The following is an 18,292-nucleotide window of genomic DNA, read 5'->3' as shown; positions in this document are numbered from 1 at the left end:
ATGCAACTCGCCGCCCGCGCCCACCGCGCAGGCCTCGCCCTCACCGCCAAGGACATCTTCGTCCACAAAACCATCGCCAAACTCGCCCCCGCCGCTCAGGAGACCGGGACGGAGGTCCCGCAGGCCGCCGCGACCGGCCCGCTGATCTCCCTCACGGACGCCGAGCGCGCCGAACTCGAGGCGCAGGGACGCCCGTTCACCGACGTTCTGCCGCTGACGCCGCTCCAGCAGGGCATGCACTTCCACGCGATGCTGGCCGCCGACGGCGTCGACGTCTACACGGCCCAGGCGCCGGTGCGGCTGGCGGGCGACCTCTCCCCCGCCGTCCTGCGCAACGCCTTCGACGCGGTCCTGGCCCGGCACACGGCGCTGCGCGCGTCGTTCACGCTGCTGGGCTCGGGGCGGCTGGTCCAGCTGGTGCACGAGGACGTACGCACGCCGTGGCGGGAGATCGACCTCTCCGCCGCAGGCGAGGACGAGCGCCGGGCGCGCGTCGCGGAGCTGCTCGCCGACGAGCGCATGCGGCGTTTCGACCTCGCCGAGCCGCCGTTGCTGCGGGTCACCCTCGTCCGGTTCGCGGCCGACGACCACCTGCTGGTCGTCTCGCACCACCACGGACTGCTCGACGGCTGGTCGCTGCCGCTGTTCTTCCGCGACCTGTTCGCCTGCTACGCACGCGGCGGCGCGGATTGCGGTCCCGCACCGGTGCAGTTCACCGACTTCCTGCGCTGGCTCGGCGGACAGGACGAGGACGCGGCGACGCGGGCCTGGGCCGGGGCGATGGCCGGATTCGACGAGCCCACGCTGGTCGCGCCGGACGCGGAGGCCGCCACCGCGACCGTGCCGCATCTCGTGACGGACGCCCTCGACGCCGAGCGGACCGCGGCGCTCGCCGCCGCCGCACGCCGGTCGGGCCTGACCCTCAACACCCTGGTGCAGGGCGCCTGGGCGGTGGTGCTCGGCCGGCTGCTCGGCCGCGACGACGTCGTCTTCGGCGCGACCACCGCCGCGCGGCCGCCGGAGCTGCCCGGCTCCGGGGACATCATCGGCCTGCTGATGAACACCGTCCCGGTCCGCGTACGCCTCGACCCGGCACGAGCGCTCGTCGCCGTGCTCACCGACGTCCAGGAACAGCAGGCGGAGCTGCGCCCCTACCAGCACCTGGGCCTCACGGCGGTGCAGCGGGCGCTCGGCGTGGGCGAGCTCTTCGACACCGTCGTCGACTTCGCGAGCACGCCCTTCGACGGGGAGGCGATCCAGGAGCAGATCCCGGGTCTGCGGATGTCCGTCGACGGCGAAGCCGTGCCCGGCGCGTCCCACTATCCGCTCAACCTGGTCGTGGCCCCCGGCGAGCGGCTCGGCCTCGAACTCAGCTACCGGGCCGACCTGTTCACCGCGGAGGCCGGCGCCGCTCTGCTCGCCCGGGTGCGCAATGTCCTCGACGGCTTCCTGGCGGACCCGGCCGTGCCCCTCGGCCGCATCGACCTGCTCACGGCGGACGAGCACGCGCGCCTGCGCGCGGCCGCCGACGGCCCGGCGCACGAGCGGCCGGACACCTTCCCCGCGCTCTTCGGGGAGCAGGTGCGGGCGCGCCCCGACGCCGTCGCGGTGTACGACGGCGCAACGGCCGTGACGTACGGCGACCTCGACGCGCAGGCCAACCGCCTCGCCCGGGTGCTGGTGGCGCAGGGCGTCGGCCCCGAGGACGTGGTCGGGGTCGCGCTGCCCAAGTCGGCCCTGTCGGTGCTCGCGGTGCTCGCCGTGCTCAAGGCCGGCGCCGCCTATCTGCCGCTGGACCTCGGCCACCCGCCGGAGCGCCTGCGGTACGTCCTCGACGACGCGCGGCCCGCGCTCGTCCTCACCACGAGTGAGGCGTCGGACCTGCTCGCCGGGGCGGGCGCCGAACGGACGCTGTGCCTGGACGCCGACCGCATCGGCGGGCTGACCGCCGGCATGCCGGACGACGACCTCACCGACGCCGACCGGGTGGCGCCGCTGCGGCCCGGGAACACCGCGTACCTGATCTACACCTCCGGGTCGACCGGACGCCCCAAGGGCGTCCTGGTGCCCCACCACGGCATCGCGGCCATGATCGCCCAGCAGCGCGCCGGACTGGCCCTGCGCGCGGAGGAGCGGGTGCTGCTGTTCGCCTCGCCGGGCTTCGACGCCTCGGTGTGGGAGCTGGCGACCGCTCTGCTGACCGGGGCGAGCGCGGTCACCGCGCCGGCCGACGAGCTGCTGCCGGGGCCGGCCCTCGCGGCCACGGTCACCCGGCACGGCGTGACCGCGCTGCTGCTGCCGCCGTCCTCGCTCGCGGTGATGCCCGAGGGCGGCCTGCCGGCCGGCGTCACCCTGGTGGTGGGGGGCGAGGCGTGCCCGCCCGACCTGGTCGAACGCTGGTCGGCCGGGCGCCGCATGGTCAACGCGTACGGTCCGACCGAGGCGACCGTCATGGCGACGATGAGCGGCCCGCTGGCGGGCCGGACCGTGCCGCCGCTCGGCGACCCGGTCGTGGGGGCCCGTGTGTACCTGCTGGACGGCGCGCTGCGGCCTGTTCCGGCGGGCGCTCCCGGCGAGTTGTATCTCGCGGGGGACGGCCTCGCGCGCGGCTACCTGCGCCGCACCGCACTCACCGCGGAACGCTTCGTCGCCGACCCCTTCGGGCCGCCCGGTTCGCGGATGTACCGCACCGGCGACATGGCGCGCCGCACGTCTCAGGGCGCCCTGGAGTACCTGGGCCGCGCGGACGAGCAGGTCAAGGTGCGGGGCTTCAGGATCGAGCCGGGCGAGATCGAGGCGGTGCTGGCCGGCGACCCGTCGGTCGCCCAGGCGGTCGTGGTCGTCCGCGAGGACGGCGGCGGCCGGCGGCTCGTGGCGTACACGACGCCGGCCGAGGGCGGCCGGCCCGAGCCGGCGGCCCTGCGCCGGCGGGTCGCCGACGCCCTGCCCGAGTACATGGTGCCCGCGGCCGTCGTCGTGCTCGACCGGCTGCCGGCCACGCCGAGCGGGAAGCTCGACCGGGCCGCCCTGCCCGCGCCGGACTTCTCCGGATCCCGCGAGAGCCGGGCTCCCCGGACGGCGCGCGAGGAGCAGTTGTGCGCACTGTTCGCGAAGGCCCTCGACGTGCCGCGGGTCGGCATCGACGACAGCTTCTTCGACCTCGGCGGCGACTCGATCAGTTCGATCAAGCTCGTCACCCTGGCCCATGCCGACGGCCTCGACATGACGCCGCGCGACGTGTTCGGCCACAAGACCGTGGCGGCGCTCGCCGCCGCCGTGAAGGACCTCGCGCCGGCCCCGGCCGCCGATGCGGCGGACGACCCCGACGAGCCTCTGATCACGCTGGACCCGCACGAACTCGAGGCGTTCGCCGAGGACTGGCGGGACGACGACTAGGCACCGTCCGGGCCCTCAGCGGCCCGCGCGGCGCCCTCGCACCACCACTGGACCAGTACGGCCGGGACCCTGCTCGGCCGGTCCGGTGACGCACCACCACGCGGTCCGGCACCCGTGCGCGGACCGCACAGGACCGAACGACGGACGACCCGATCGGGTCACGACCTGGTGAGGACGACGACATGACAAGCACCTATCCCGCTGTGGACGCGGCCCGCCGGGACGGCGCCGACCGGGATGCCGACGGCCGCGAGATCCTCCTGGAGTACCGCCTCGATCCCGACGAGGCCGCCGAGTTGCGCGCCGCCGCGTCGCGGCTCGGCGACTCGCACGGGGCGCCCGACCTGCCGGAGTTCTACGACCGCGACCACATGGCCGAGGAGTTGCTGCCCGCGCGTCTGCGGGGCTTCCTCCTGTCCTACCGCCGGACCGAGGGCGCGGCCGCGTGCCTCGTGCACGGCTTCCCCGTCGACGACGAGCAGCTCGGCCCCACGCCGGAGCACTGGCGCGAGGCCATCGAGAGCAAGGCGGCCAGGGAACAGGAGCTGTGGCTGGCGATGTGCGGCATGGTGCTGGGCGACCCGTTCGGCTGGGCGACGCTCCAGCAGGGCCGCATCATCCAGAACATCCTGCCGATCCGCGGCGACGAGATGCGCCAGAGCGGCTACGGCAGCGAGAGCCTGCTGGAGTTCCACACCGAGGACGGCTTCCACCCGAACCGCTGCGACTACCTGCTGCTGTTCGGTCTGCGCAATCCCGACCGGGTGCCGACCGTCGTCGCGTCCGTACGCGACGTGCGGCTGAGCGACGACGACCGCACGGTGCTCGCCGAGGACCGCTTCCACATCCTGCCGGACACCGAGCACGTCCGGCAGTTGGAGGCGCAGGCTCCGGGCCATCCCGCGCTGGTGAAGCTGTACGCCATGGTGGACCGGCCCGTGCCGACCGCCGTCCTGTTCGGCGACCGGTTCAACCCGTACCTGCGCATCGACCGGCCCTTCATGCACGTACGCCCCGGTGACACGGAGGCCGAGGCCGCGCTCGACCGGCTCATGGACGAGCTGCGGCGCGTGCAGCGGAACGTCACGGTGGGTCCCGGCTCCCTGCTGATCGTCGACAACTACCGTGCCGTGCACGGCCGTCTGCCGTTCACGCCGCGCTACGACGGGACCGACCGCTGGCTCAAGAAGCTCACCGTCAGCCGCAACCTGCGGCGGCATGCGAGCGGTTACGCGCTCGCACACCACCGCGTCATCGTCTGACCTCCCCTCGGCGCCGTCCCGCGTCCCGCACCCCGCACCCCGCATCCGCAGAAAGGCGGCACCTCCCCGTGCGCACAGTCATCGTGTCCGGCGCGTCCAGCGGCATCGGCCGGGCCACCGCCGAGCGGTTCGCCCGCTCCGGCGACTACGTGGTCAACCTCGACGTACAGCCTCCCGCGCCGGGCTCGGCGGACGGCCCCCGCGACGGCGGCGGGCACCTCCGCTGGATCGAGCTCGACGTCGCGGACTGGAACCGGACCGGCGAGACCGTGGACCGGGTGCACGCCGAGCGCGGCGGCATCGACGTCGTCGTCGCGAACGCCGGCATCAGCGTCCGGCAGAGCATCCTCGACCTGACCGAGTCGCAGGCGCGGCGCACCCTGGACGTGAACCTGATGGGCGTTCTCGCCCTGTGGCGCCACGCCGCCCCGCACATGCTGCGCCGGGGCGAGGGCGTGCTGCTCGCGACGGCGTCCGTCAACGGCTCCCGCGGCTATCCGCTCTACGCGGACTACAACGCCAGCAAGGCGGGCGTGGCGTCGCTGTGCCAGACCTTCGCCGTCGAGCTGAGCCCGCTGATCAGGACGGCCTGCGTCGCGCCCGGCGCCGTCCTGACACCCATGCAGCGCGCCGAGTACACCGACGCCATGCTCGAGGAGGTCAACGAGCGGATCCCGGCCCGCCGGCACGCCTCGCCCGAGGAGATCGCGGACGTCTTCCACTTCCTGGCGTCCCCGCAGGCCGCGTTCGTCTCGGGCCAGCAGTTCGTCGTGGACGGTGCCGAGACGGCCGGTGCCACCACCGCCTTCTTCCCCGGCCCCACGAAGCCCCTGGGCTGAGCGCGCCCCACGCCTACCGTCACCGAGTTCGAGGAACCCCATGGAAACCCGCCCGGCTCCCGCCCACGGCCCGCTCGACGCCCTGGATCTCGCCGATCCGCTGCTGCACGCCCACCACGACCTGGGCCCGCTGTGGCGCCGGCTGCGTACGGAGGCGCCGGTGCACTGGCAGCCCGCGACCGGCAGCCGTCCCGGGTTCTGGGCGGTCAGCGGCTACAGCGACATCGTCTCGGTGCTGGGCGACAGCGAGACCTTCACGTCGGAGCGCGGGAACGTGCTCGACACCCTGCTGGCCGGCGGCGACTCGGCCGCCGGCCAGATGCTGGCCGTCACGGACGGCCGTCCGCACCAGGCCCTGCGCAGCGCGCTGCTGAAGCCGTTCTCGCCGCGGTCGCTCGACGTCGTGATCGAGAGCGTGCGGCGCGGCACCCGGCAACTCGTCGAGGAGGCGGTGGAGCGGGGCCGGGTGGACTTCGCCGCGGACGTGGCGGCGCACATCCCGCTCGCCGCGATCTGCGACCTGCTCGGCGTGCCGGCCTCCGAACGGCAGCACATCATCGACCTCACCTCGACCGCGCTGTCCTCGGCGGACGGTGTGCCCGACGAGGAGGCGACCTGGTCGTCACGGAACGGGCTGCTGCTCTACTTCTCCGAACTGGCGGCCCAGCGCCGTGCCAAGCCGTACGACGACGTGGTCAGCCTCCTCGTGACGAAGGAGATCGACGGCCGGCCGCTGACGCACGAGGAGATCGTCTTCAACTGCTACAGCATCATCATGGGCGGTCATGAGACGACGCGCTTCGCGATGATCGGCGGACTGCACGCGCTGATGCGGCACGAGGACCAGTGGCAGGCGCTCACGTCGGGGCGGGTCAGCACGGCTTCAGCGGTCGAGGAGGTGCTGCGCTGGACGACCCCGGCGCTCCACAGCGGCCGGACGGCGACCCAGGACGTCCTGCTCGGCGACCAGTTCGTCGAGGCGGGCGACATCGTGGTCACGTGGCTGGCGTCCGGCAACCGCGACGAGCAGGTCTTCGACCGCCCCGACGACTTCGACCTGGCCCGCACCCCCAACAAGCACCTGTCGTTCGCGTACGGTCCCCACTTCTGTCTCGGCGCGTTCCTGGCGCGCGCCGAACTGGCGGCGCTGCTGGAGAGCCTGCGCGATCGGGTCGCCTCGGCCGAGCCCGCGGGCACGCCGCGGCATGTGTACTCGAACTTCCTGAGCGGCTTCTCCTCCCTGCCGATCACCCTCACCGGCCGGCGGGCGCCCCGCTCCTGAGAGCTCGCCGCGCAGGGTTCCGGCCCGCCGGGGGACACCCTGGCCCGCAGGACCGGGAGCCGCCGCCGCGGCTCCGAGCGCCCCGGCGCGCCCGCCGGGGCCTGCCCTCAGGGGCGCGCTCCGGGCCCCGTGCGGTACGGGCGAGCGCCTGCGCCGGCACGGCGAGGCCGGACGCCCAGGATCCCCGCACCGCCGGCGCGGGGTGCCTGCCCGCACCGGCGGGCGGGGGCCGAAGGGGCCGGCGCCCCGGCGGATGAACCCCGCAGCCGCTATCCCGGCGTTCCGGCCGCGCCCGCGGGGCCCGGCGGCGGGACCCGCCGGTCCGCGACGAGTGCTTCGAGCACCGCCGACACCGTCTCCTCCGCATGCGTCCGGTGGAAGGAGTGGCCTCCGGGCAGGACCCGCATCCGGTGCGCCGACGACGCGTACAGCGCCCACGGCTCGACCTGTGCCGGGGTGCTCACCTCGTCCTGCGCGCCGGCGAGGGCGAGGAGCGGGCAGCCGACCGCGACCGGCCGTGGGATGCGGTACCCCTCCGCCAGCGCCATGTCCGCGCGCACCGGGCGCAACAGGTCCCTCAGGAAGTCGGGGAAGGCGAGGAGTTCGTCGGGCAGTCCGCCGGTGCGCCGCAGCCAGGCGACCAGTTCCTCGTCGCTGCCGTGTGCCACGGCCGCCCTGCCGAGCGGCACGTGCGGCGCGCGGGCGCCCGAGACGATCAGGGCGCTCGGGGGCCTCAGGCCGCCGTCCCGTTCGATCCTGCGCGTCAGCTCGTACGCCACCGCCGCTCCGAAGCTGTGGCCGAACAATGCGTACGGCATGGACAGTTCGCCGCGTATGCCGGCGAGGACGGCCTCGACCAGGGGCTCCAGCGCCTCCGGGACCGGCTCGCCGATGCGGGAGCCGCGGCCCGGCAGCTCCAGCGGGGCCAGCTCGATCCCCTCGGGCACGTACGGCCGCCAGGCGTGGAAGGTCGCCGAACTCCCGCCGGCGTGGGGCAGACAGAGCAGTCTGAGCCGCGGCCGGCCGACGGCGTAGCGGGCGCTGATCCAGCCTGTGGGCGATGTGTGGGCGTCGAGGGTGCTCATGCCCACCAGCCTCGGGCCTGCCGCACGCCCGGGCCAGGCAGCCGGGCGGCAGTTGTGGCCGGATCGCGCCCCGGCAGCACCGAGTTGCCGTGTGCTTGCCGGGCCCGTTGCCTGGGAACGGGTGCACGGGCCGACCTAGCGTCGACGGCATGACTCACACTCCTGCCGCCGTCGGCGCCGAAGCCGTCTCCCCTGTGGTGTGCGGAATGGTCCGGCTGATCGCTCCGCGCAAGCTCGCCCAGGTCGACCCGGACCTCCGCCTCGTCGGCGATCTCGGATTCCACTCCCTCGTGCTCGCCGAACTCGGCTACAACCTCGAGGACCTGTACGGCCTGCGGACGCTGACGCCCGAGGAGGCGATGAAGCTGGAGCGCGTGCGCGACGTGATCGAGTTCGTCGGCACGGAGGTGGCGGAGGGCCGGGCACAGCTCCCCGACGCCGAGGAGGTCGCCGACCTCTTCGCCCGCTACGGCGCCGACGAACCCGCGGCATGACCGGCCACGCCTTCGACCGCCCTTCCTACGTGCTGGCCGCGGACCTCGAGCGCACGCTCGGCGACCCGGACGCGGAGAGCGGCCCGTTCAGCTACGCGGAGACGGTCGCGTACGAGGAGAACGACACGCTGCCGCCGGGTGCGGTCGACCTGGTCCGGTCGTGGGGGTTCTCGCAGTACCTGGTGCCCGAGGAGTTCGGCGGCCGGCTGCGGAACCTGGAGCAGCTCGTCCTGCTGACCCGTTCGCTCGCGCGCCGCAACCTGACCGTCTCGGTGATGTTCGGCTCCGCGCTCCTCGGCGTCAACCCGGTGTGGCTGTGGGGCGACGACGAGCAGCGGGCGCGCGTCGCGCGGGGGCTCCTCGACGGGGACCTCGCCTGTTTCGCGGTGTCGGAGCCGGATCACGGCAGCGATCTGGGCACCAACGAGACGACGGCGGTGCCGGACGGCGACGGGTTCCTCGTCACCGGGGAGAAGTGGCCGGTGGGCAACGCCACCAGGGGCCGCTTCGTCACGGTCTACGCGGCCGTCGAAGGCGTCGGGTCCTCCCTGCTGCTGCTCGACAAGAGCGAGCTGGACGAGGGGAGCTTCGACAACCACCCCTTCGTCCGGACGGTGGGGCTGCGCGGCCACGATCTCAGCGGCATCACCTTCCGGGACACCCGGGTGCCCGCCGGTGCGCTGCTCGGCCGCCCCGGAGGGGGTCTGGCCGGGATTCTGCAGGTGCTGCAGATCACCCGCACCGCGATCGGCGCCCTGTCGATCGGCACCATGGACGCGGTGCTGCGGATCGCCCTGCGCCACGCGCGCGAGCGCGTGCTGTACGGCCAGGAGATCTACCGCATCCCCGTCATCCGGCGGCACCTGGTGCACGCGTACCTCGACCTGCTGATCGCGGAGTGCACGACGCTGCCGGTGGCGCGTTCGCTGACGGTCGTCCCCTCCCGGCTGAGCCTGTGGTCGTCCGTGGTGAAGTACCTGGTGCCGACGCTCGGCGAGGAGGTCGTGCAGGAGGCGGCCCGCGTGCTCGGCGCACGCAGCTACCTGCGCGAGGGGGTGGCCTCCGGCGCCTTCCAGAAGCTCCAGCGCGACCATGCGATCGCGAGCATCTTCGAGGGCACGACGCATGTGAACCTCCACAGCATCGCGTCGCAGCTGCCCGCCGTGGCCCGGGTGGCCGGCCGGCCGGCCCGCGGCGGTGACGACGTCCTGCGTCAGCTCTTCGACTGGTCCCGGGAGGCGCCGGTGTGGCGTCCCTCGGGCAGGGCGCTGCGGCTGACCAACGCCAGTGAGGACGAGATCACCCGGGGCTGGGAGCCGGCCGTGGACCGGGCCCGCCGGGTGGCCGAGAGCGAGCTTCCCGCGCCCGTGGCCGCCGCGCTCGTCAAGGTCCTCGGTGAACTCTCCGCGCGCCGTGCGGTGTTCTACACGCGGATCGCCGACGGCTCGCTGGACGCCGCGACGACGGAGGGGCAGGACCGGGCCGCCGAGCACTGCGTCTTCCACGCGGCGGCCTCGTGCCTCTACACCTGGCTGTACTCGTTCGAGCGTGAGCGCGCATCGGCCGGGGGCACCGGATGGCTGGTGCTCGCGTTGCAGCGCCTGCTGCGTCGGCTCGATCCCGCGGCGGAGCTGGACGAGAGCCTGCTGCCGTGGCTGGAAGAGCTGATGCTGGCGAGCCTCGACGGTCCGGAGCACTTCTCGCTGCGGACCGTCAAGGCGGCCGCCGGGGCGGCGGGGGGCGCCACCGGCTGATGGTCCCGGGTCAGGCGGCGGGATATCCCGCGCCGCTGCCCACGGCCACGGGCTCACGACGGCCCGGCTCCGACGGCCGGGCCGTCCTCGTGTCCGTGGTCCGCTCCGCGTGCGTCACGACGTGCCGCACCAGTGCGTGGATGCGGTACGTGTACTGCCGTTCCCGGTTGATCTGGACCAGCGAGGCGTCGGCGAGCTCGGCGAGCAGATGGGCGACGCGCATCATTCCGAGGCGGCGGCTCGGCTGGGCGCTCAGCACGTCGTCCAGCGAGAAGCCGTCCGGCAACGCGACGAGGTCGTGCAGCAGTTCGCGGTGCTGCCCCGGGAGGAGGTCGTAACTCCACCGCACGCTGTCGGACAGCGTGCGGTGTGCGCTGAGGCCGCCCGCGTCGACCTGGTCGAGCAGGTGGAAGAGCGTCTCCTCGTGCAGGAGGGAGGTCAGCGGCAGCGACCGGAGCCGCTGGGCCGCGATCTCGATGGCCAGCGGTACACCGTCGAGAAGCCGGCACAACGCGGTGGCCTGCGGCAGGTGGTGGGCGAGGTCCAGGGTCGGCAGACTGGCCTGCACCCGGCGCAGGAGAAGCTCCACCGCGCTCGGCACGGCAACGTCGCGGGACTGCCGGCCGTCGACCCCGAGCGGCTCGACCTCCCAGGTCTCGGCCGCGCCGGCGGCCAGAGCCCGGCGCGAGGTGACCATCAGGTGCAGGCCGGGGTGCTCGTCGAGCAACTGCCGTGCGATGCGGGCGGTCTGCTGCGCGACATGCTCGGCGCCGTCCAGGACGAGCAGGCGCCGGGCGTGGTGCGCTCCGCCGTGGGAGCCGGGCGCCTCGCCGGTCAGCTCCTGTGTGACGCGCGTCAACTCGGCGCGCGTCCGGGCGGGGTCGAGCCGTTCGGGCGGGCAGTCGCGCAGGTCGACGACGGCGACGCCGTCCCGGAACAACGGCCGGAGCCGGGAGGCCGCCGCCAGCGCCAGCCGGGTCTTGCCGACGCCGCCGGGGCCGGTCAGGATGATCAGCCGGCTGCGCTGCGCGGACGCGAGGATGTGGCGCATGTCGGCCTGCCGGCCCACCATCGGGTCGCGGAGCGGCCGGGGACCGTGCCACGGCGACAGGGTCGCGGTGCGGCCGCGCTGCGGGTCCGAGCGCTGCTCGGGCAGGGCGGGCCAGCCGCTGCTGTCCCAGGGCGCCGCCTCGGGGAGCGCGGCGGGCGCCGCTCCCAGGGCGGTGAGCAGCAGGGCGACGGACGTCCGGCGCGGGTTGGTGTTCGACCCGGTCTCCAGGTTGCGGATGGTCCGGACGCTGACGCCGGAGCGTTCGGACAGCTCCTCCTGCGTCCAGCCGGAGACCCTGCGCTGGTTGATCAGGAAGTCGCGCAGTTGATGAATATCCGTCCTGTCGAAGGAAATGAACTCACTGGGCATCGTCATGAAAAGAATCCCCCTTTTTCTTGCATGAGACGTGTGCCGGCCCAGCACATCCCGTTACGTGCGCATGAATCGTCGGACACCGCCGGATTGTCGAGTCGGAACGCCTCGGGGCAGCCCACGGCGACGCAGGTGCGGGCACGTCACCGCTGGTCACCGGTGAGCGATGTTTTCCGGTCGCCCTCGTCGCCCCCGTTGCCTGCGACTGGGCATGTGACCATGACTCAACAACGCGGCCGAGGATCGTCGTTGTCGCTCAGACGGACAAAACGCGAACCTCGGACCGCAAGGGCATCAGATCGCCTCGTTCGGCATGACAAACTCCCCCGGGTGTGTCCACGCGGCCTGATCCGGACCCTACTCGACAACGCGTACGAGTGGGAACGGTGAACGTGGCAGGAAAGGGCCGTATGACCTCTTGCTGCCACGTCCCGCAACAGGAATGAAAATGAACATGTCAGCATTCCGGTGAGGCGGACGCGGCCAGAGCCACCACGGTCAGCAGATACCCGGAACGCACAGCCCAGCGGCCCGGGAAGGCCGCCGCACCGGCGGCCGCGCGGGGCAGCACGGCACCCCTCGGCGGGACACCGTGGAACGTGCCGTCGGAGCGCAGCCGTACGGTGAAGTCCCGGAAGCCGAAGCGGGTTCCCAGCCATGGCGAGAACGCCTTGTAGGACGCCTCCTTGGCACTGAACAGCAGGCGGTCGAGCGGCAGTTCGCCGGCCCCTGCGAAGTCCTTCCGCAGCCAGGCGCGTTCCCCGTCGGTGACGATACGCGACGCCACGATGCCGGGAAGGGACTCCCGGGGCTCGGCGTCGATACCGATGGCGGCGTAGTCGGCGGCGCGCGCGACGGCGGCGGCGCGGTAGCCCGGGCAGTGGGTCATGCTGCCGACCACTCCCACCGGCCACTGCGGGGCGCCCATGGGTCCGGGGACGAGCGGCTGCGGTGTCACTCCGAGAGCGGCCAGCGCCCTGCGGGCCAGGCCGCGCACCGAGGTGAATTCCCTGCGTCGCTCGTCGAACATTCCGGCCACCGCGGCCTGTTCGGCGGGAAAGAGCCTGACCGCCGATTCCGGACCCGAGTCGCCGAACGCCTCGCAGGCGCGCACCCTGGCGGGCACCAGGTCGGCGATCACTCGGCAACTCCTCACCGGGGGCGGCCCATTGACGCGCGAGCAACCCGATGCGGACACGTGTGCCACACGCGCACCTCGTGTGAAGATGGTGCGCACGTGGCAAGAGGGCAAGGGGGACACGGGGGCGTGACTCAATGCTGGAAAGGCTAGGATTCGACAGCCTTACGGACGCAGTGTACAAGCAGCTCGTTACCGGCCGGTATCAATGTGTGGAGGAACTGGCGGAAAAGCTCGGCCTCTCCGAGCAGGACGTGCGCACGGCCCTTGAGCAGCTGGAGAAACTGGAGCTGCTGCGCCCCCTCGGCAACGGCCTCGGCCGGCTGGTGGATCCGCGTCTCGGGCTCAAGAGCCTGCTGCTTCAGCAGATGTCCGGGATCGAGGCCCGGCTGCAGGAATTCGAGGAGGACCGGGCCGCCGTCCTGGATCTGATCGACACCTTCGCGGACGGCCATCCGGTGTGCTGGGAGACCGGCAGCGAGTACCTGACCGGGCACGAGGCCGTCGCGGACCGGCTCCGCACACTCGCCGACACCGTCGACACCGAGTGGCTGGCGTTCGTCCCGGGCGGCGCCCCGTCCGCGAGCTGGCTGGAGACCGTCCAGCCGCTGGAGCGCCAGGTCCGCCGCCGCGGCGTGTCGACCCGTACGGTCTCCACGGACAGCATCCGCGGCGACACGAGAGGCTCCCTGAGAGCCGTCTGGGGCGGCGGACTCGGCAGTCCGGTCAGGACGGTGCCGTCGCTGCCGGTCCACATGCTCGTCGCCGACCGGTCGACGGCCCTGCTGCCCGCCGACCCGTCCGACCCGTGGCGCAGTGTCATGCAGGTCTCGACACCCGGCGCGCTCGAGGCGCTGACGGCCCTCTTCGAAGGGGTCTGGGAGCGCGCGGTCCCGCTCGGCACCGCCGGCGAGCCGGACGAACACGAGCTGACTCCACGGGAGAGGGAGCTCCTGCGCCTCCTGGCCCGTGGCCTGAACGACGACGTCATCCGCAGGCGCCTGGGCGTCTCGCTGCGTACGGTGCGCCGGATCGTCGCGGACCTCTGCGTCAGGCTGGGGGCGGGCAGCCGTTTCGAGGCGGGGTACCGGGCCGCCAAGCGTGGCTGGATCTGACAGCCGGGCCCCCGGGGCCGTGGAGGGGCGCGGCGCCCGGCGGCCCCGGCCGTCCCCCTCCCGCTCCCGCTCCCGGGGCGGCGGCAGCTTTCTCCCGCTGAGTTGCCGGTGTGCTGCCTGGCCCGGCCCGTGACGCATCGACCAGCATGCTCACGAGATCCAGGGCACCGGCCCGGACGAGCCGAACCACGAATGGGCAGGGGCGAATGGCGATGGCGCAATCACGTCCCGAGGAGACGGAGAGCGCTCCCGCGGAGCAGCACCCGTCCCTGTGGCGCAATCGCGACTACATGTACTGGTGGTCGGGTGACGGCCTGTCCTCCCTGGGCACCACCGTGTCGATGCTCGCCTTCCCGCTGCTCATGCTCCACACGACCGGGTCGGCGACGCAGGCCGGCACCATCACCGTCCTGCACATGCTCGGCAAGCTCGCCACCCTCGCGCTGGGCGGAGCACTCGCCGACCGCGTCTCCCGTCGCGCCATCCTGTGCCTGGCCCCGCTGGCCGAGGCGCTGTCGATGGGCGCCGTCGCCCTGCTGGTGTACCGGGGCGATCCCTCGATCCTCGCGCTCGACGCCCTGGCCCTGGTCAGCGGGCTCGCGGCCGGACTGAAGGCCGGCGTCTCGATGTCGGTGCTGCGGCGGATCGTCCCCAAGGAGCAGGTGCCGGACGCCACCGCGCAGATCATGGGCCGTGACATGGTCGCCCAGCTCGTCGGCGCGCCCCTCGGCGGCCTGCTGTACTCCATGGCCCGCTGGGTGCCGTTCCTCTTCGACGCCGCCTCCTTCCTCTTCATCACTCTGAGCTCGCTGCTCATCAGGCGGCCGCTCGGCCCCGACCGGCGCGACGCGGAACAGCGGCCCGGTCTGATCGCGGACATGGGCGACGGACTGCGCATGATCAGGCGCAGCGACTACCTCAGGTTCACGATCGTCTGGGGTGCTCTGCTCAACACCGTCGCGCAGGGCTTCACCCTGCTCTTCATCGTGCTCGTGCAGCATCGGGGCGGCGGACCGACGGCGGTGGGCGTGGTGTCCTCGCTCGCCGTCGCGGGCGGCGTCGTCGGAGCGGTCGCCGGACCGTGGCTGATGCGGAAGCTGGGCGCGCGGCGCGTTCTCCTGCTGTCCGCGTGGATGTTCGTGGCGTCCTTCGCCGTCGTGGCGGTGGTCCCCCGGCCGTGGCAGATCGGCCTGGTGATGATGGTCGGCATGACCAGCATGGTGCCGATGAACGTCGTCACCGAGTCGTACGAGGTGCGGCTGGTCCCCGACGCGTATCTGGGCCGGGTCGCCGCGACGGGCCAGTTCTGCTTCCAGTCGGTGCAGTGGATCGGTCCGCTGGCGGCGGGTGTCCTCGCCGACGTCGCCGGAGTGGAGGAGGCCGTTCTGATCCTCGCCGCCGCCATGGCCGTGCTGGCGGTCGCGCTGCACATCGCCCGGCGGCAGCTCCGGATCCTGGACACCCCGCTGGCCGAGGTGGAGGAACTTCCGGCCCTGTCGGCGGCTCCCGGGCAGCCGTCGGCGCCCGCCCCCGCCGACGAGAGCCGGCACAGCACGACATCACCGTAGGAGCGAAGGGACAACAGGTGGTCACCTCGGTGGAGATGGGCATTGTCACGACCGGCATGGCCTTCGGTGAACGGCGCGGCGTGGCCGAGACAGCGGGCGAGTACGTCACCGATCCCGAGGTCGTCGGCGGCCTGGGGTACGAGAGTTACCACCGGGCGCCGGCCGGGGTCACGGCGACCGACCTCGCGGCGGAGGCGGCCCGCGAGGCCCTGGAGAACGCGGACCTCGGCATCGCCGACGTGGACCTGATCATCGTCGGACACTCCGACGTCCCCGACTACCTGGGCTGGGACCCCTCGGCGGCCGTCGCCAGGGCCCTGGGGGCGCACGGCACTCCCACCGTGCTCGTCACCCAGGCCTGCGCCGCCTGGTCGGTTGCGCTCGACCACGCGGCAGGCGCCATGGCCCTCGGGCCCGGCACCGACACCGTGCTGGTGGCCCTGGTCAACGTGCACAGCGAGGCGCACACCAACCGCATGGACTTCAACGGCGTCGTGGCCAGTGACGGCGCCGTCGCGGCCGTCCTGCGGCGCGGCCACCCGCGTCTGCGGCGGCTGTCCTCCGCGCACTTCACGAACCCCGAGTACGCGGACCTGTTCCGCATCGAGTTCGGCGGCGCCGCCTCCCCCGTGGCACCCGCGGGCCGGAGCAATCTGGACGTGGACCCGATGGCCGCGGTCTACCGCCACTTCGACCGGGACCCGGTGCGCTTCCAGGGATTCATGGAGGAGATCCGGCAGCGGCTCGCGGACGTGGTCGACGAGGCTCTCGCCCGCGCCGGAAGAGACCGCGGCGACCTCGTCCGGATCATCCACCTCAACGACAGCCGGCAGGCGATACACGAGGCCGCCCATGCGATCGGCGTCCCTGTCGAGCGCACCAACGCCGCACTCGCCGCCGCACTCGGCCACATGGGCGCGGCCGACCAACTGGTCTGCCTCTGGCGGCACATCGAGGCCGGCGACCTGGCGCTGGGAGACCTCGTGGCACTCGTGGGCGTGGCGGCGCCGGGCATGCACTGGTTCTGCACGCTCATCGAGGTCTGAGGACGTCAAGAACCCCTGGAAGGGAAGCACATGACCGCCGAGCCCGACACCGTACCGGAGACGGCACCGGCCGTGTCCGAGGACGACATCACCCGCTTCGTCGTCGAGCGATTCCTGCCCGGCGTCGACGCCGGCGACCTCGACGCGGAGTACGACCTGCTGGCCACCGCCGTCATCGACAGTCTCGGTGTGCTGCACATCGCCGCCTGGATGGAGAAGCGGTACGGCATCGCGCTGCCCGACCACGAGCTGGCGGGCCGCAACTTCCGCTCGGTGCGCGCCATCCGGGCCACGGCCGAGCGCGCGGCGGCCGGGGAGGGACGGGCGTGAACCGTTCCCTCGCGACCGCGTTCGCCGACCGGGCGGCCGCCCACCCGTCCGCGCCCGCGCTGATATGGGAGGACCGCCCGGTCAGCTACGCCGAGCTGTACGCCATGGCCTGCCGGGCCCGCACCGTGGTGGAGAGCGCCGCTCCGGACACCGGCCGTCCGGTGGGTCTGCGCGTGCGGAAGTCGCCCGAGGCGGTGGCCCTGGTACTGGGCTGCCTGATGGCCGGCCGCAGCTTCCTGCTGCCTTCGCACGAACTGCCCGACGCACCGCTCAAGGAGCTGTACCAGCAGGGCGGATGTGCCGTGGTGCTGGGCCTGGCCGACGGTCCGCTCGTCGACCGCGTGGTGTACCTGTCCGCGGCTTCCGGCGGTGCGCAGGAGCAGCGGCCGCCGGTGACCGTCGACGACGACGCCGTCGGTTTCCTGCTCACCACGTCGGGCTCGACCGGCCTGCCCAAGATCGTTCCGATCTCCTCCGGCGCGGTCACCCGGTTCACCGCGTGGGCGTCCGAGACCTTCGGGATCACGACGGGCACCACCGTCCTCAACTACGCCCCGCTCAACTTCGACCTGTGCATGCTGGACGTGTGGACCACGCTCGCGTACGGCGGCACCGTCGTCCTGGCCGACCCCGACCGGGGCACCGTGGCCGGCTATCTGCGCGACCTGGTCGTGGACCACCGGGTCACGGTGATCCAGGGCGTCCCGCTCCTCTTCCAGCTGCTCGTGGAGGCGACCGCCGGCCGAGAGCCGCTGGTCACGCCCGAGCACCTCGTCTTCGCCGGGGACAGCATGCCCGCGCGGGTGCTGGAGGGGCTGCCCGCGGCCTTCCCCACGGCACGCTGGTACAACAACTACGGCTGCACGGAGACGAACAACAGCTTCCTCCACGAGGTGGACCGTGACCGGCCCGTCCGCACGCCACTGCCCATCGGGCGGCCCCTGCCCGGTGTGAGCTGGCTGATCACCGGCGACGACGGGCGGGCGCTGACCGGTCCCGGACAGGGCGAGCTGCTCGTCAACACGCCCTTCCAGACCTCCGGTTACGTGAACGTGCCGAGCGACGCCAAGTTCGGCAGGCATCCCGACGGCGTGCCCGGCCTCGTCTACTACCGCAGCGGCGACATCGCCACCCGCCACGCGGACGGGTCCCTCAGCGTGCTCGGACGCACCGACTTCCTGGTGAAGGTACGGGGATTCCAGGTCAGCACCCAGAGCGTCGAGGCCGTCCTGCTGGAACACCCGGCGGTCGCCGAGGCCGCCGTCGTCGCGCTCCCCGACCCCGTCGCAGGCCACCGCCTGCACGCCCGGCTGCGCCTGAACAAACCCGGGGCCGTGGGTGTCCTGGCGCTGCGTCAGCACTGCGCGGAGCGCACGGTCCGCGCCGCCGTACCCGGCGTGATCGAGACGGTGACCGACCCGCTGCCCAGGACCTCGACCGGCAAGATCGACCGGACCCGGATCAGGGAGTCGCTGCTCGCGTCCGACTGACGTCCCCGCACGGGACCGAGGGAACGGTGAAGGGGCTGCCCGGCCGGGCAGCCCCTTCACCGTTCCCTCG

The 18,292-nt window shown here is 73.0% G+C and carries 14 protein-coding genes; 11 read left to right on the top strand and 3 right to left on the bottom strand.

Annotated features, from left to right (window positions below):
• From ACWD0A_RS33545 to ACWD0A_RS33530, 4 genes are all read left to right on the top strand, one after another.
• A partial coding sequence (locus ACWD0A_RS33545; protein WP_451304341.1) for a non-ribosomal peptide synthetase occupies nucleotides 1-3,396 on the top strand: 3,396 nt, incomplete at its 5' end.
• 182 nt (nucleotides 3,397-3,578) lie between these two features.
• Nucleotides 3,579-4,658, top strand: a complete 1,080-nt coding sequence (gntD, locus tag ACWD0A_RS33540; protein ID WP_451304339.1) for a guanitoxin biosynthesis L-enduracididine beta-hydroxylase GntD — start codon at nucleotides 3,579-3,581, stop codon at nucleotides 4,656-4,658.
• A gap of 68 nt (nucleotides 4,659-4,726) precedes the next feature.
• Nucleotides 4,727-5,497, top strand: a complete 771-nt coding sequence (locus ACWD0A_RS33535) for an SDR family NAD(P)-dependent oxidoreductase (protein WP_451304337.1) — start codon at nucleotides 4,727-4,729, stop codon at nucleotides 5,495-5,497.
• A gap of 40 nt (nucleotides 5,498-5,537) precedes the next feature.
• Nucleotides 5,538-6,779 (top strand): cytochrome P450, encoded by a 1,242-nt coding sequence (locus tag ACWD0A_RS33530; protein ID WP_451304335.1) that lies wholly within the window; start codon nucleotides 5,538-5,540, stop codon nucleotides 6,777-6,779.
• Between the two features lie 269 nt (nucleotides 6,780-7,048).
• Here ACWD0A_RS33530 and ACWD0A_RS33525 read toward each other — a convergent pair whose 3' ends face one another.
• Nucleotides 7,049-7,864, bottom strand: coding sequence for a thioesterase II family protein (locus ACWD0A_RS33525; RefSeq protein WP_451304333.1), 816 nt, complete (start codon nucleotides 7,862-7,864; stop codon nucleotides 7,049-7,051).
• 149 nt (nucleotides 7,865-8,013) lie between these two features.
• Here ACWD0A_RS33525 and ACWD0A_RS33520 point away from each other — a divergent pair, with 149 nt between their 5' ends.
• A complete protein-coding gene (locus tag ACWD0A_RS33520) occupies nucleotides 8,014-8,358 on the top strand; it encodes an acyl carrier protein (protein WP_451304331.1) in 345 nt (114 codons plus the stop codon).
• Nucleotides 8,355-10,112, top strand: a complete 1,758-nt coding sequence (locus ACWD0A_RS33515; protein WP_451304329.1) for an acyl-CoA dehydrogenase family protein — start codon at nucleotides 8,355-8,357, stop codon at nucleotides 10,110-10,112. The genes ACWD0A_RS33520 and ACWD0A_RS33515 overlap by 4 nt, the downstream gene beginning before the upstream one ends.
• Before the next feature lie 10 nt (nucleotides 10,113-10,122).
• On the opposite strand, the gene ACWD0A_RS33510 is transcribed toward ACWD0A_RS33515, so the two are convergent.
• Nucleotides 10,123-11,538, bottom strand: coding sequence for a helix-turn-helix domain-containing protein (locus tag ACWD0A_RS33510; RefSeq protein ID WP_451304327.1), 1,416 nt, complete (start codon nucleotides 11,536-11,538; stop codon nucleotides 10,123-10,125).
• Between the two features lie 454 nt (nucleotides 11,539-11,992).
• Complete coding sequence (locus ACWD0A_RS33505) at nucleotides 11,993-12,676, bottom strand: 4'-phosphopantetheinyl transferase family protein (protein WP_451304325.1); 684 nt, start codon at nucleotides 12,674-12,676, stop codon at nucleotides 11,993-11,995.
• 209 nt (nucleotides 12,677-12,885) lie between these two features.
• Here ACWD0A_RS33505 and ACWD0A_RS33500 point away from each other — a divergent pair, with 209 nt between their 5' ends.
• The 5 genes from ACWD0A_RS33500 to ACWD0A_RS33480 all read left to right on the top strand — a co-directional run bounded on the left by ACWD0A_RS33500 (nucleotide 12,886) and on the right by ACWD0A_RS33480 (nucleotide 18,222).
• Nucleotides 12,886-13,788, top strand: coding sequence for a LuxR C-terminal-related transcriptional regulator (locus ACWD0A_RS33500; RefSeq protein ID WP_451304323.1), 903 nt, complete (start codon nucleotides 12,886-12,888; stop codon nucleotides 13,786-13,788).
• A gap of 212 nt (nucleotides 13,789-14,000) precedes the next feature.
• On the top strand, nucleotides 14,001-15,356 hold the full coding sequence (locus tag ACWD0A_RS33495) for an MFS transporter (RefSeq protein ID WP_451304321.1): 1,356 nt from the start codon (nucleotides 14,001-14,003) through the stop codon (nucleotides 15,354-15,356).
• A gap of 35 nt (nucleotides 15,357-15,391) precedes the next feature.
• Nucleotides 15,392-16,402: a 3-oxoacyl-ACP synthase III family protein gene (locus tag ACWD0A_RS33490; protein WP_451304343.1), complete on the top strand. Its 1,011-nt coding sequence runs from the start codon at nucleotides 15,392-15,394 to the stop codon at nucleotides 16,400-16,402.
• A gap of 30 nt (nucleotides 16,403-16,432) precedes the next feature.
• Complete coding sequence (locus ACWD0A_RS33485) at nucleotides 16,433-16,732, top strand: acyl carrier protein (protein ID WP_451304319.1); 300 nt, start codon at nucleotides 16,433-16,435, stop codon at nucleotides 16,730-16,732.
• Nucleotides 16,729-18,222 carry an AMP-binding protein gene (locus tag ACWD0A_RS33480; protein WP_451304317.1) on the top strand — a complete coding sequence of 498 codons (1,494 nt, stop codon included), beginning with the start codon at nucleotides 16,729-16,731 and terminating at the stop codon, nucleotides 18,220-18,222. Before ACWD0A_RS33485 ends, ACWD0A_RS33480 begins: the two co-directional genes overlap by 4 nt.
• Nucleotides 18,223-18,292 lie beyond the last annotated feature (70 nt).

This window comes from Streptomyces sp. NPDC002867 (assembly GCF_053591895.1).
The sequence above is the reverse complement of the archived record's forward strand: the minus strand, read 5'-3'. Positions and strand labels throughout refer to the sequence as shown.

What these genes read in the sequence shown, in the direction of transcription:
- ACWD0A_RS33530 (WP_451304335.1), top strand. Translation starts at nt 5,538, where the DNA reads ATGGAAACCCGCCCGGCTCCCGCCCACGGCCCGCTCGACGCCCTGGAT.
- ACWD0A_RS33485 (WP_451304319.1), top strand. Translation starts at nt 16,433, where the DNA reads ATGACCGCCGAGCCCGACACCGTACCGGAGACGGCACCGGCCGTGTCC.
- ACWD0A_RS33515 (WP_451304329.1), top strand. Translation starts at nt 8,355, where the DNA reads ATGACCGGCCACGCCTTCGACCGCCCTTCCTACGTGCTGGCCGCGGAC.
- gntD (WP_451304339.1), top strand. Translation starts at nt 3,579, where the DNA reads ATGACAAGCACCTATCCCGCTGTGGACGCGGCCCGCCGGGACGGCGCC.
- ACWD0A_RS33490 (WP_451304343.1), top strand. Translation starts at nt 15,392, where the DNA reads ATGGGCATTGTCACGACCGGCATGGCCTTCGGTGAACGGCGCGGCGTG.
- ACWD0A_RS33520 (WP_451304331.1), top strand. Translation starts at nt 8,014, where the DNA reads ATGACTCACACTCCTGCCGCCGTCGGCGCCGAAGCCGTCTCCCCTGTG.
- ACWD0A_RS33495 (WP_451304321.1), top strand. Translation starts at nt 14,001, where the DNA reads ATGGCGCAATCACGTCCCGAGGAGACGGAGAGCGCTCCCGCGGAGCAG.
- ACWD0A_RS33525 (WP_451304333.1), bottom strand. Translation starts at nt 7,864, where the DNA reads ATGAGCACCCTCGACGCCCACACATCGCCCACAGGCTGGATCAGCGCC.
- ACWD0A_RS33510 (WP_451304327.1), bottom strand. Translation starts at nt 11,538, where the DNA reads ATGACGATGCCCAGTGAGTTCATTTCCTTCGACAGGACGGATATTCAT.